Consider the following 12,750-nt stretch of genomic DNA (forward strand, 5'->3'; position numbering starts at 1 on the left):
GCGGGGTTCTCCCCGCCTTGCGCATTGATAAGGGAAGAAAAATGACAGCAAAGACTATCGACGGCAAAGAGTTTGCCGCCCGTGTGCGCAGCCAGGTTGGTGAACATGTGGCCCGTCTGAAAAATGATCACGGTATCACACCGGGCCTTGCAGTGGTGCTGGTTGGTGAAGACCCTGCTTCGCAGGTCTATGTGCGCTCCAAGGGTAAGATGACCGTCGAAGTCGGGATGAAGTCGGTCGAACACAAGCTGGATGCGGATACCTCAGAGGCGGACCTGCTGGCTGTTGTCGAACAGCTGAACAATGATCCCGAAATCCACGGTATTCTGGTGCAGCTGCCTTTGCCCAAACATCTGAACGAAGATCTGATTATCAATTCAATCTCGCCGGCCAAGGATGTGGACGGCTTTCATATCTCTAACGTCGGTCTGTTGGGCACGGGGCAAAAATCCATGGTGCCTTGCACACCGCTGGGCTGTCTGATGATGCTGCGCGATCACCACGGGTCCATCTCTGGCATGAATGCGGTGGTGATTGGCCGCTCTAACATCGTGGGCAAACCGATGGCGCAACTGCTGTTGAACGACAGCGCGACCGTGACGATTGCACATAGCCGTACCAAGGATCTGGCCGATGTGGTGCGCCGTGCCGATATCGTTGTTGCTGCGGTGGGCCGTCCTGAAATGGTGCCCGGCGACTGGATCAAGGAAGGCGCGACCGTCATTGACGTGGGCATCAACCGGCTGGACGCGCCTGAAAAGGGTGAGGGCAAAACCAAACTGGTGGGCGATGTGCATTTCGAAAGCTGCGCCGAACGCGCCGGTGCGATCACGCCGGTGCCCGGTGGTGTTGGTCCGATGACCATCGCCTGTCTTCTGGCCAATACGGTCACGGCCTGTTGCCGCGCAAACGGTCTGGCAGAGCCCGAAGGCCTAACCGCCTAGGAATATCTGATACATCACGCGGCCGGGGAGAAACGTAAATGCCCCGGCCCCGATCAAGGCACCAAACACCAGACCGCGCATGGTTTGGCGATGGCGTTGCACCTGCCCGCTGCGGGCCGCGCGCACGGCGCTAATGAGCTGCACCAGAACAAAAACCGACAACAGATGTATCGGACTGAACGGGCCGATCAGGCGGATGTCGGATATCCAGAAACTGCTCAGCGCAACACCCGCCATGCTCAAAACCCAGATCCAGCCCAGAATGCGATGCGCAGGGCTTCCGCGCCGGATCGTGAAGATGGCGATGGTCAGCGCCACGGCAAAGACCGCCAGCGCTGTGTGGATCTGGATCACCGGTGTGGCGTTGAAAAGCGGGGTAAGGGTCACGGGCAAAGCTCCTGTAGATGCTGTAGCTTGGGCATTGCAGATCAAGGTGTTACACCGCTATCCAAGTTACGTGAGCGGCAAGGGAACTGCGTGAATGGGCAAGCGGATAGGTGTCGTGCAACTGGCGCTTCGTGAAAAGCGGGGGCTGATGATCCCACTGGCGATCTGGGGGATGGCCACGTTGATCTGTGTCATCGCAGGCCCTTTCGGGACGCTTGCGGCCTTAGGCCCTGCCGCGCGATTTACCTATTGGGCGATTGTGGTAGGTGCCTCTGTAGGTGCCAGCACAGCCCTGAGCAGAAAGAAAACAACATCGGCGTCACAGCGCCTGTTTCTCTGGGTGCTGTTTGCTGTGCTGCTTAGCTTGCTGATCTGGGGGCTGAATGCTCTGGTGTTTGAAGGCTGGCAGAATGTGGCACAGCTTGGCCAAATTTTGGGGTATGTCGGGGCGGTGGTCGTCGTTGTGCATGGCATCTTTATGCTGTTTGACCACGCCGGGCGCGAAACGACAAAAGACCCCGGCAGGGAACTGGACCCACAAACCCTATTTCTGCGCCGCCTGCCTTTGGCGGAACGTGGCCCGCTTGTGCGGATTGAAGCGCAGGATCACTATCTTAAGGTGGTGACGGATCGCGGCGCGGCGCTGATCCTGATGCGCCTGAGCGATGCGGTGCAAGAGCTTGGCGAAACCGCTGGCCTACAGGTACATCGCTCGCACTGGGTGGCACTGGAGGCGGTCACGGCACACCGGCGGGAAAAGGGGCGCGACCTGCTAATCCTGTCAGACGGGGCAGAGGTGCCGGTCAGCCGCGGTAACCGTGGTGCTGCGCAAGAGGCAGGGCTGTTCTAAACTCTCGCCCGACCGCCCATTAAGCCGGGACAGGTACCATTGTTCCTTGCAAAATCGCGATCAGGGTCAACTTGCCCTCTGCCTCTGCGTGGACTTCGCTGGTGACAACAGAAAGCCGCCTGCCGGGTTTCACCACCCGTCCGGTGGCAATCAACCGATCACCACGCGCAGGGGCCAAGAGGTTGATCTTGATTTCGGCGGTGACCACCTCCTGATCCAGCGGCAAGAGTGTCAGCGCCGCAAAGCCGGCGGCGGAATCACCAATGGAAAAGGTCAGCCCGGCATGGCCAAACCCCTGTTGCTGTCGGCTGCCGGGCAAAATCGGGGCGGCGATGCGGATCAGCCCCTCTTTAACCTCGGTCAGTTCGGCCCCTAGGGTCTGCATCATGGTTTGCGCGGCAAAGCTGTTGTGAAGGCGGGCACGGGCATCAGGGGTCATTGGGCGGTCCTTGGCATTGGGATGGCGATGGCGGTTTTACCTGTCAGCACGGCACAGGCTTCAGGGCGCATCAGGGGGCGAAAGGCGTCGTCACGGGTGTTCAGACCACCGGTATAGGTGCCATAGGCCGGCAGGATCAGCCGGTCACTGTCATAGATAAAAGCAGGCCGTGTGACCGTGCGTCCGCCCAAGGCGATGCTGGCCTTGGGGTGATAGTGCCCGGAGACCTCCCCGCTGGCCCCGGCTTCGGCGATGTGGCGGAAGGTCAGCGGGGCAAGGGGCAGTTCGGCCAGATGGCTGCCGCCCAGATCAACCGGGCCGGGATCATGGTTGCCCTCGATCCAGACCCAGCGGCGGCCCGCTTGCAGACGTGCGATCCAAAGCTTTTCTTCCTCGGGTAGGGCAAGGGCGGCACCGGGATCATCAAAGCTGTCGCCCAGACAGATCACACTGCGCGCATGGGTCAGCGCCAGATCCGCCGCCAGACGGGTCAGCGTGTCGCGGGTTTCGTAAGGGGGCAGGGTTGTACCGCCACGCCGCGCGATACGTTCCGATTTGCCCAGATGCAGGTCGCTGATACAGAGCAACTCAGCGTCAGGCCACCATAGTGCGCCTGTGTTCAGCGCCTTGAGCTGTGCACCTGCGAGGGTAAAGTCATGTGCGTTCATCCTTTGTTCATGTTTGAATTTTGCCGCCTTGGCAAGAGGCGGTTATCGTGGCCCGCGCCAGCGTGGCACATCCGAGCGGGCAGGGGTGATCTGTGCCAAGCCGGAGGTCTGCATCAGCCGTGCGGCCTCATCCGCCAAGAGACGCTCTTCAGCGGCCCCTTTCACCGGCACGCGGCCCATTTCCAGAAACAGCGGGGCGGCCAGTGGGGTAACGCGGGACAGGCGGCGATGGTCGATGCGCCCGTCCACCCGGCGCAGCATCTCTTCAATCCGGCCAAAGTCGACCAAACCGCGCAGCGCCTCTTCGCGGGTGATTTGTAGCATCAGATGATCAGGGTCGTATTTCTGCAATGTGTCATAGAGGATATCACTGGAAAAGGTCGCCTGCCGCCCGGATTTGCGCGCCTGGGTGCTGTTGCGTTCGATCAACCCTGCAATGGTCGCAGAGGCGCGGAAGGTGCGTTTCATCACCGCGTTTCCCGCCAGCCATATGTCCAGCCCGTCATGCAAGGCGTCGGGATCAAATAGCGGTGCCGGATCTTCAACCGCCTCCAGCCCCCAGATCAGGGTGGCATAATCCGTGGCGACAAAACCAAGCGGCGACAGGCCCAGTGCCTCCATCCGTTTGGTCAGCAAAAGGCCAAGTGTTTGCATGCCGTTGCGCCCGGCAAACCCATATATCACCGTCTGTTCACGCCCATCATGCGGGAAGCTTTCGACCAGTAAACGACCCGGTTGTGGCAGCTGGCTGACCGCGCGTTGCAGGCGCAGCCAGTCGGCGGTATGGGCGGGCAGATCGGGCCAGCTTTCCCGCGTGAACATCTGTTGCACGCGGGCCGACAGCTGGGTCGAGGTGGCAAATTTCGTACCGGCAAAAGTGGCGATCTTGGGCTTTTTGGCGGCATCGCGGCTGACCTCGACAGTCAATTCGCGCAGGCCTTCATATTTGACGATCTGTCCGCCGATCAGAAAGGTATCGCCCTTGGTCAGGGTGGCGGCGAAGCCTTCCTCAATCTCGCCCAGGGGCTTGCCACCGCGATTGCGGCGCATGCGGACCTTCAGCGTATCCGTGTCCTGAATGGTGCCGATGTTCATGCGGATGTTGCGTGCGGCGCGCGGGTCGCGCAGCTGCCAACGGCCATCGGGCAGTTGCAGCAAACGTTGCCAACGGTCATAGGCCCGCAGTGCGTAGCCCCCCGTTGCGCAGAACTCCAGGCAGGCATTAAAATCAGCGCGGCTGAGGTCGCTATAGGCCCCGGCAGTTGTGAATTCGGCATAAAGCGCGTCGGCATCAAATGGGCCAGCGCACGCGGCGATCAGGATGTGCTGGCACAGCACGTCCCGTGGGCCGGCACCGCGCGGATCACCGTCAAGCTCACCGGCCAGGACCGCCTCCAATGCCGCGACACATTCGACCACTTCAAACCGGTTGGCCGGCACGAGCAACGCTTTGGAGGGCGCGTTATAGCGGTGGTTGGCCCGGCCGATGCGCTGCACCAGACGTTTGACGTTCTTGGGGGCACCAATCTGGATCACAAGGTCAACGTCGCCCCAGTCGATACCCAGATCTAGGCTGCCGGTGCAGACAATAGCCCGCAGATCGCCGCGCACCATCGCCGCCTCTACGCGGCTGCGCTGCGCGCGGTCGAGCGAGCCATGGTGGATGCCGATGGGCAGGCTTTCCTCATTGGCGAGCCAGAGGTTATGAAAGAAAATTTCGGCCTGCGCGCGGGTGTTGTGAAAGATCAAGGTGGTTGCGTGTTGTTTGATCTGTTCCAGCACGGCCGGTATGGCATAGGCAGCCCCGGCACCGGCCCAAGGCGGGGATTCCTCAGTGCGCAGCATCTGTATGTCAGGTGCAGGCCCGGGATCGGCCAGCAGGATCTCGCAGGGATCAGGGTGGCGGGCCATCAGATGGGCAATGGCGGCGGGGTCTTCCACGGTGGCCGAAAGCCCGACACGTTTGAGGTCGGGGCAGAGGGTTTGCAGCCGCGCCAGCGCCAGCATCATCTGGTCCCCCCGTTTGCTTTCAGCCAGCGCGTGGATCTCGTCGATCACCACCCGTTTCAGACCTTTGAACATGCGGGCCGCATCCTCATAGCTGGTCAGCAGGGCAAGGCTTTCCGGGGTGGTCAGAAAGATATTCGGCGGGTCGGCGCGTTGGCGTTTGCGCCGCGATTGCGGTGTGTCGCCGGTGCGTTCGTCAATGGTGATCGGCAGACCCATTTCGGCAACCGGTGTGGTCAGGTTGCGTTTGATATCCGCCGCCAGCGCCTTGAGCGGGGAAATGTAAAGGGTGTGCATGCCCTGATGGTTGCCATCCGCCAGATCAATCAGCGTCGGCAGGAAACCGGACAGCGTTTTGCCACCCCCCGTGGGGGCGATCAGCAACAGTGCAGGGGCATCTGCCCGCGCCAGCATGTCCTGCTGATGGGGGTGGATGGTCCAGCCTTTGGTGGCAAACCAGTTTTGGAAGGTTGGGGGAAGCACGGCCATGGATCATTAGATAGCATGGTGCGGCTTGGGGGCCAGCCCCCGTCAGCAAAGCTGACTCCCCCGGAGGTTATGGGCAAGATGAAGGCCGGTTGCAGCGACGGGGGCCATCGCAGCCGCGTTATTTGACGATATGTTCGTCTTTCACAAACATATTGGCCCATGCGCGGTCGATCAGATCGGGGGACATCTGATAGGGGATACCTTCGAATTCGCAGATTGCGATCATCTGGTCGATCAGGAAAATCGGCTGATAATTGGCATAGATGTTGTCGATGGTCGGGTATTTGACCTTGAGCAGATGGACCAAGGTGGCCTCGTCCAGCGGCATGCCGCGTTTGCGGGCGACCATGGCAAAAATTTTCAGGAAGTTTTCCTGATTTGGGCCGTCGATTTTGATTTTAAAGAAGATCCGGCGCAGGGCAGCTTGGTCAAAAATCTCGTTCGGGTGGAAGTTGGTCGAGAAGATCACCAGCGTATCAAAAGGCACCTCGAATTTCTCGCCCGATTGCAGAGCAAGGATATCCTTGGCTTCTTCCAAGGGGACGATCCAGCGGTTGACGATGCTTTGTGGTGGTTCTTTCTGACGGCCAAGGTCATCGACAATAAAGATGCCGCCAGTGGATTTCAGCTGCAACGGCGCCTGATAGGTTTTGGCCGTTGGATTATAGACCAGATCCAGCATGTCGGTGGTCAATTCACCGCCGGTGATCACCGTGGGGCGTTCACAGCAGACATAGCGTGTGTCAAAACGGGTCACCCGGCGCAGGGCATTGGGGTCTTCGACGTTCTCTGCAGCCTTGGTATGCACAATCGGGTCATAGACCGTGATGACTTGAGAGGCGTATTCGATGGCGAAGGGGACATAGATCTTATCTCCCAAAGCGTCACGAATGCCGTTGGAGATCGAGGATTTGCCGTTGCCCGGCGGGCCGTACATCAGAATGGAACGTCCGGCGGAAACAGCGGGGCCCAGATGGTCCAGCAGGCTGTCGGGCAAAACCAGATGGCCCATCGCGCCGGTCAGCTGGTCACGGGTCACTTGGATATTGCGCACCGACTGGCGTTTGACCTGTTCGGCATAGACATCCAGCGGCACGGGCATCGGGCCAAAATACTCCGACTGGGCCAGCGCATCCAGCGCCCGCGCTTTACCAGCATCGGTAAGCTGATAACCCATTTCATTGCGGTTGTTAGCGTTCAGCGTGCCTGTTGCCTCTAGCAGGCGCTGGGTGCGGGCCATATCGACCAGTTCCTGCGTCACCGGGACCGGCAGGCAGACGGCAGCGGCCAGTTCGCTGACCATTTCGACGTTTTTGCGAAAGATCGTTTTGAGGATGATATCGCGCATCATCACAAGGGGAAGCTTCATTTCCTCCAGCCGTTTGGGTGGGGGGGGGGCCATGACGGTGTTGGGTTGCATGTTCATGGTACGGCTCCGATGATCAGGTCTGCGCGAGATATGGGGCAAAAGGGCTGAAGATGGCGTTTACAGCGGCATAGCTTGAATTTGCGACTTTTTTAGGGTGGGGGCGGTCAACTGCCATAGAGCGCTCCAAGAATAAGATAGATGGCCAGGGCAGGCCCAAGGGCGAGGCCCATGGGAAACTTCCTGCCGCGTTCCCAGCTGATCCAATGGGGGGCAAGTTGGCGCAGTGGGGTGAATTTCGCCCCCCGATGCACAGCAGCCGCCGCTAAAAGCGTGGCGGCAAACAGCGCCATCAGCAGGCGCAGATCACCAAGGGCGATAAAGGGTGCAGCCGCCGCAGCGAATTTCGCGTCGCCGGCACCCAAGGCACCGGCGGCATTCAGAATGATGCCAACCACCAGCACAATGACCAGCGCCGCAAGACGCCACAGATAGTCGGTGAAGGGCATCAGAAAGAAACCGATGACAACAAAAACCAGCGTGAGCGCAATCACTGCCTGATTGGTGATCTTCATCTGCGCCATATCAGTAAAGGCCACATAAAGGCAGATCGGCAGAACAAAAGGCAAAAACCACATCGCATCTGTGGCCTCGATCGCCATCATCTTAACCGTTCTCAAGCGCGCGCAGAGAGCGCACAGCCGCTTCGAAATGTTGCGGATGGGTATCGATGGCCTCGCGCAGCAGGCCTTTGCCGGTTTCGACATCCCCCTGTTTCACGGCAGACAGTGCCATTGTGTGCAACAATTGCGCCCGTTCTGATTGGTCCATCGGGATGACTGGCAGCGTATAGTCACGCTGTGCCGCGCGTGCCAAAACGAGGTTGTTCTTGGCGGTAAACAAATCGCCATCCTGTCGGATTGCATCGGAGAACAGGCGTTCCGCTGCAGGGTAGTCGCCGCGTGTCAGTTTGGAATAGCCCCAGTTGTTCATCACCGAACCGGGGGTTGTCGTCAGCCCCACTGCAGTCTGATAGAAGCTGTCCGCCTTTTTCCATTCCTTGTTGCTGTCCGCTACAATTGCTTCTAGGCGATAGCGCTTGAAAGTCTCATGGGTCGGGGGCACGCCGTCCAGCACACGTTCTGCATTGGCCCAGTCGCCGGAACGGATCAGGGCATCTGCCAGCTCTACGCTGTCATCTGCATTGGCCTCTGGCATCTTGGTGACTTTCTGCCAGGCAGCGGCACCTTCGGTGTTGCGCTTGGCACGTATCAGGGATGCGGCCAGACCACGTTGGTGGTCAATACGATCCGGGTCGGTTGCGGTGGCGCGCTGGAAATAGGTGATCGCCTCGTTGGGGTCCGCCACAGTCAGCATCACATCAGAGATGTCATTGCCATCAAGCGCGTCAACGTCCTGAAACGCACGTTCTACGGTGGCATTTGCGTCTTTTTGACCACAGCCTGCAACTGCGGTAACCCCTGCGACGCAGAGGGCCAATAGAATAGGGTGGCGCATTTTAGCGTCCTTTTTACTGCTCTGCCTAAGGCCCACGGGGCCACGACCACTATAGTGTCGAACTGATCAGGTAGTCGCCTGAGCCTCTTCGCACCAATTTATAATTATCGTCGTCAATACCCAAACTATCAGGATTTTCAGATTTTGCGAGTGCTAAGCGCAAATTGTCACGGATTGCGTCACTTTCGCCATTGTCCATGGCATAGGCGCGCCGCAAGATCTGCTCGGCCTCGCGGGTTTTGCCGCGTTCCATTAGGACAACACCCAGATTGTTCCAGACTTCAGGCTGGGTTGCGTCCTTTTTCACGGCAGAGCGCAGCAGGCTTTCGGCCTGTCCCAAACGCCCAAGACCAAGGTTGGCACTGCCCAGCCCCGACAGGATCTCAACGTCCAGCCCATGTACAAGTGCCGCACGGTTAAAGGATTTGATTGCCAGCTCATACTGCCCAGCGGCCATCAGGCGGTGCCCCACTTCAACGCCATCCTGTGCAGTGGCACGTTGATTGACGCCGGGCGCATAGACCTGTTCACCCGCAGCAGAAAAGCCGCCCGGAGAACAGGCGGCCAATCCGAGAATGATAAGAGTGGCCAGGACGCCCGAAACCGGGCGTCCGAACGATAGGTGTCTTATTGTCCTGGTCCTGCCATGTTGCCCATTTGCGTGATGCCATGCACCGAAGGGCCAACCAGAATGATCAGCAACGGTGGAACGGTTAGCATCATAGTGGCAAGTGTCATCTTGGTTGGCAACTTGTTTGCGGCCTCTTCGGCGCGCATCACACGTTTGTCGCGCATTTCTGCGGCGTAGACCCGCAAGGCATCCGAAATGGATGTACCAAAGGCCGCGGATTGCACCAGCACGGTAACAAAGGATGACACGTCCTGCACACCGCAACGCTCGCCCATATCGTTCAGCACGGTGACCTTGTCCTTACCGGCCTTCATCTCATAGGCGACCACTTCGAACTCTTCCGAAAGGGCGGGGTAAGAAGCTTTCAGCTCTTTCGCCACACGCACGATACATTGGTCGAGCGACTGACCGGCCTCGACGCAGACCAGCATCATATCAAGGGAGTCAGGGAAACCACGGGTGATTTCTTCCTTGCGGGCCTCGACGCGGCGGGTCACCCAGTATTTCGGCAGGTAATACCCAACGGCACCTGGAACAAGGGTATAGATGATGGTTTTCTGGGTACTCATGCCATCACCGCCACCCATGAAGTTGATGTAGACGATCCCGGCGACCAGTCCGGCCAGAGCGATGGCCATCTGAGCAAAATAGAACATGCGCACCGCGTCACGGCCCTGATATCCGGCCTGACGCAGCTGAAGCTGCCGGGCAGAAAGTTCAGCGACGTCTTCGGGTTCCAGAAACTTCGCAAATTTTTGCAGTTGCTGGTTGCCGTCGGCCTGACGCAACTGGGCTTTGCCATTGCCGGCCTGCATCCCGCGATTGGAGGCGCGTTTCAGTTTGTCCAATGGGTCTTCGGGCTGTTTCACCATCATCACAACGGTCAGGGCAACAAGGATCAACCCCAATGCGCCAACAATGATGATCAGACCCATAGGTCCCAACAGGGCGGTGATTTGGTCGTTAAAGGCTGTAAGCATTTTGAAAATACCCCCCGATTAAACTTTGATGTCGGTCAAGATGCGCATCACGAACAGGTTGAGGCTCAGGAAGATACCCACGAGGAAACAGGCGGGAATGAACATCGCGTGATCCTTAACTTCGTCGTAATAATGTGGGTCTGAAACATTGATCACGATCAGGGCCACGATGGGAAAGGCAGACAGAAACTTGCCGGACCATTTCGCCTCTGCGGTGATCGCCTTGACCCGGCGGAACAGACGGAAGCGGGCGCGGATCACCTTGGCCAGACCCGCAAGGATCTCGGCCAGGTTACCACCGGATTGCTGCTGAATGGTCACGGCGACCGCCAGAAAGCGCAGATCCTGCATGTCGAGCCGTTCTGCCATATCCTTAAGCGCCTCGCCTACGTCACGGCCATAAGCCGCTTCATCCGCGATGACGCCAAACTCAGAGGCAAGCGGGTCTTGCACTTCTTTGGCCACAATGGAAATCGCACTGGTAAACGGGTGGCCCACACGCAGCGAGCGCACCATCAGTTCAACTGCATCGGGCAGCTGCTCTTCGATCATGCCCATGCGTTTGTTCGCCTTGGACGAAACCCAGAAATATACCGCACCAACCCCGATCCCGACTGCCAGCAGGGCGCGCACAGGCGCTTCGGTTTCCGTGCCGATGGTCAATCCCAGAAAGGCGATCACAGCCAGCGCCCCCATCAACATCACCAGCTGTTGCGGGCTAAAGGCGATTGCCGCCCGCTGTGCCTTTTCCGACAGCAAGGAATACAGCGGGATCGACTTTGAATTCATGTGCTGTTCCATCTCCTTGCGGAGTTTTTCCAACACTTCTTCGCGGCGCGTGCCTTTTTCCAGCATCTCCAACCGGCGGTTGACCCGGCTGTTCAGGCTGATGGATTTGCCGAAGGCCACAAGATACAGGCCTTCGACCAGCACCAGAACGCCGACAAAGATCAGGACGTAAATGATAGGTTCTGCACTCATTACTTTATTCCTTATTGCGCCGGTTGCGCATCAATTTGGTCACTGTGCTGCGACGGGTTCGTAGATCGAGGACGGCAGGTCATAGCCCCACATGCGGAACCGTTCCGCATAGTGGCTGCGCACGCCGGTGGCAGTGAAATGGCCGATGATCTTGTTATCCGGTGTCAGGCCAACGCGCTGGTAGCGAAAGATTTCCTGCATCGAGATCACGTCACCTTCCATGCCGGTGATTTCGGTGATCGAGGTCATGCGGCGGGAGCCGTCCTGAAGGCGCGAGGCCTGAACAATCAGATTCACAGCAGATGAAATCTGCGAGCGTACCGCCTTCAGCGGCATTTCGATCCCCGCCATCGCAATCATGTTTTCCAGACGTGACACACCATCCCGGGCAGAGTTGGCGTGGATCGTGGTCATCGACCCATCGTGGCCAGTGTTCATGGCCTGCAACATATCGATAACTTCCTCGCCACGTGTTTCACCCACGATGATCCGGTCGGGACGCATACGCAGGGCGTTTTTCAAACAATCGCGCGGCGACACCTCGCCTTTGCCCTCCACGTTGGGTGGGCGGCTTTCCATCCGGCCCACATGGGTCTGTTGCAGTTGTAGTTCCGCCGTATCCTCAATTGTCAGGATGCGTTCGGCGTTGTCGATGAAAGAGGACAGCGCGTTGAGCGTAGTCGTTTTACCAGAACCCGTACCACCGGACACGATGACATTCAGACGTGTGGCAACCGCGGCCTGCAAATAGGCGGCCATTTCTTCGGTGAAAGCACCAAAGTTCACCAGATCGTCGATCCCCAGCTTGTCCTTTTTGAACTTACGAATGGAAACCAGTGAGCCGTCCACGGCCACTGGGGGCACCATTGCGTTGAAGCGCGAACCATCCTGCAAACGGGCATCCACATAGGGGTTGCTTTCGTCCACACGCCGACCCACGGCCGATACGATTTTGTCGATGATGCGCAGCAGGTGGCGTTCGTCTTTGAACGTGATCTCTGTCAGCTCCAGCTTACCGTCACGTTCCACAAAAATCTGTTGCGGACCGTTGACCAGAATATCGTTGACGGTTTCGTCTTTCAGCAATGTTTCAAGCGGACCAAGGCCGGTGACCTCGTCATAAAGCTCTGAATTGAGCGTCATGCGGTCTTCGCGGTTCAATACGATGCTTTTCTCGGCCAGAATTTCGACCGCGATTTCGTTGATCTCCTGACGCAGATCCGCCTCGCTTGCATGTTCAAGGGCCGACAGGTTCAGGTTGTCCAGAAGCGCACGGTGCAGTTCCAGCTTGATCTCGGACATCCGCTGCTTGCGTTTGACCTCTTTATCAATAGGTGCAGCCGCAGCAGGGGCCAGCGCCTTGCGCATTGATGGTGTCGCCTTGGGGGCTTCGATAGATGTGACGTTGTCAATAACCTCTACCGGCTGCTTTGCGGCTGGTTTTGCACTCGGCTTTTTGTATTTGGAAAACATATTTGTTCTTTCCGTCA

At 58.4% G+C, this 12,750-nt stretch carries 13 protein-coding genes; 2 read left to right on the forward strand and 11 right to left on the reverse strand.

The window, feature by feature from the left end; translation table 11 throughout:
• Window positions 1-41 precede the first annotated feature (41 nt).
• The gene (folD, locus tag QQL78_RS03210; RefSeq protein ID WP_284370506.1) at window positions 42-944 is read left to right on the forward strand and encodes a bifunctional methylenetetrahydrofolate dehydrogenase/methenyltetrahydrofolate cyclohydrolase FolD; all 903 of its coding nucleotides are present in this window, start codon (window positions 42-44) and stop codon (window positions 942-944) included.
• On the opposite strand, the gene QQL78_RS03215 is transcribed toward folD, so the two are convergent.
• Entirely contained in the window at window positions 933-1,331 is a 399-nt protein-coding gene (locus QQL78_RS03215) for a DUF2306 domain-containing protein (protein ID WP_284370508.1), read from the reverse strand. The two genes, folD and QQL78_RS03215, sit on opposite strands and share 12 nt — an antisense overlap.
• Before the next feature lie 94 nt (window positions 1,332-1,425).
• Here QQL78_RS03215 and QQL78_RS03220 point away from each other — a divergent pair, with 94 nt between their 5' ends.
• Window positions 1,426-2,181, forward strand: a complete 756-nt coding sequence (locus QQL78_RS03220; protein ID WP_284370510.1) for a LytTR family DNA-binding domain-containing protein — start codon at window positions 1,426-1,428, stop codon at window positions 2,179-2,181.
• A 19-nt stretch (window positions 2,182-2,200) separates the two neighbouring features.
• Here the strand turns inward: QQL78_RS03220 and QQL78_RS03225 are convergent, their stop codons facing one another.
• The 10 genes from QQL78_RS03225 to QQL78_RS03270 form a co-directional block, all read right to left on the reverse strand.
• Window positions 2,201-2,620: a PaaI family thioesterase gene (locus QQL78_RS03225; RefSeq protein WP_284370512.1), complete on the reverse strand. Its 420-nt coding sequence runs from the start codon at window positions 2,618-2,620 to the stop codon at window positions 2,201-2,203.
• A complete protein-coding gene (pdeM, locus tag QQL78_RS03230) occupies window positions 2,617-3,288 on the reverse strand; it encodes a ligase-associated DNA damage response endonuclease PdeM (protein ID WP_284370514.1) in 672 nt (223 codons plus the stop codon). The genes QQL78_RS03225 and pdeM overlap by 4 nt, the downstream gene beginning before the upstream one ends.
• A 42-nt stretch (window positions 3,289-3,330) precedes the next feature.
• On the reverse strand, window positions 3,331-5,784 hold the full coding sequence (locus QQL78_RS03235) for a ligase-associated DNA damage response DEXH box helicase (RefSeq protein WP_284370516.1): 2,454 nt from the start codon (window positions 5,782-5,784) through the stop codon (window positions 3,331-3,333).
• Window positions 5,785-5,902: 118 nt separating this feature from the next.
• Complete coding sequence (locus QQL78_RS03240; RefSeq protein WP_284370518.1) at window positions 5,903-7,210, reverse strand: DUF8689 domain-containing protein; 1,308 nt, start codon at window positions 7,208-7,210, stop codon at window positions 5,903-5,905.
• A gap of 107 nt (window positions 7,211-7,317) precedes the next feature.
• Window positions 7,318-7,812 carry a prepilin peptidase gene (locus QQL78_RS03245; protein ID WP_284375426.1) on the reverse strand — a complete coding sequence of 165 codons (495 nt, stop codon included), beginning with the start codon at window positions 7,810-7,812 and terminating at the stop codon, window positions 7,318-7,320.
• A 4-nt stretch (window positions 7,813-7,816) separates the two neighbouring features.
• On the reverse strand, window positions 7,817-8,668 hold the full coding sequence (locus tag QQL78_RS03250) for a tetratricopeptide repeat protein (RefSeq protein WP_284370520.1): 852 nt from the start codon (window positions 8,666-8,668) through the stop codon (window positions 7,817-7,819).
• Window positions 8,669-8,717: 49 nt separating this feature from the next.
• Complete coding sequence (locus QQL78_RS03255) at window positions 8,718-9,236, reverse strand: tetratricopeptide repeat protein (RefSeq protein ID WP_284370522.1); 519 nt, start codon at window positions 9,234-9,236, stop codon at window positions 8,718-8,720.
• A gap of 59 nt (window positions 9,237-9,295) precedes the next feature.
• The gene (locus QQL78_RS03260; RefSeq protein WP_284370524.1) at window positions 9,296-10,279 is read right to left on the reverse strand and encodes a type II secretion system F family protein; all 984 of its coding nucleotides are present in this window, start codon (window positions 10,277-10,279) and stop codon (window positions 9,296-9,298) included.
• 18 nt (window positions 10,280-10,297) lie between these two features.
• Window positions 10,298-11,260: a type II secretion system F family protein gene (locus QQL78_RS03265; protein ID WP_284370526.1), complete on the reverse strand. Its 963-nt coding sequence runs from the start codon at window positions 11,258-11,260 to the stop codon at window positions 10,298-10,300.
• A gap of 39 nt (window positions 11,261-11,299) precedes the next feature.
• Window positions 11,300-12,733, reverse strand: a complete 1,434-nt coding sequence (locus QQL78_RS03270) for a TadA family conjugal transfer-associated ATPase (protein ID WP_284370528.1) — start codon at window positions 12,731-12,733, stop codon at window positions 11,300-11,302.
• Window positions 12,734-12,750 lie beyond the last annotated feature (17 nt).

Origin of the sequence: Sulfitobacter pacificus (genome assembly GCF_030159975.1) — a bacterium.
In the GTDB taxonomy this organism is placed as follows: Bacteria; Pseudomonadota; Alphaproteobacteria; order Rhodobacterales; family Rhodobacteraceae; genus Sulfitobacter; species Sulfitobacter pacificus.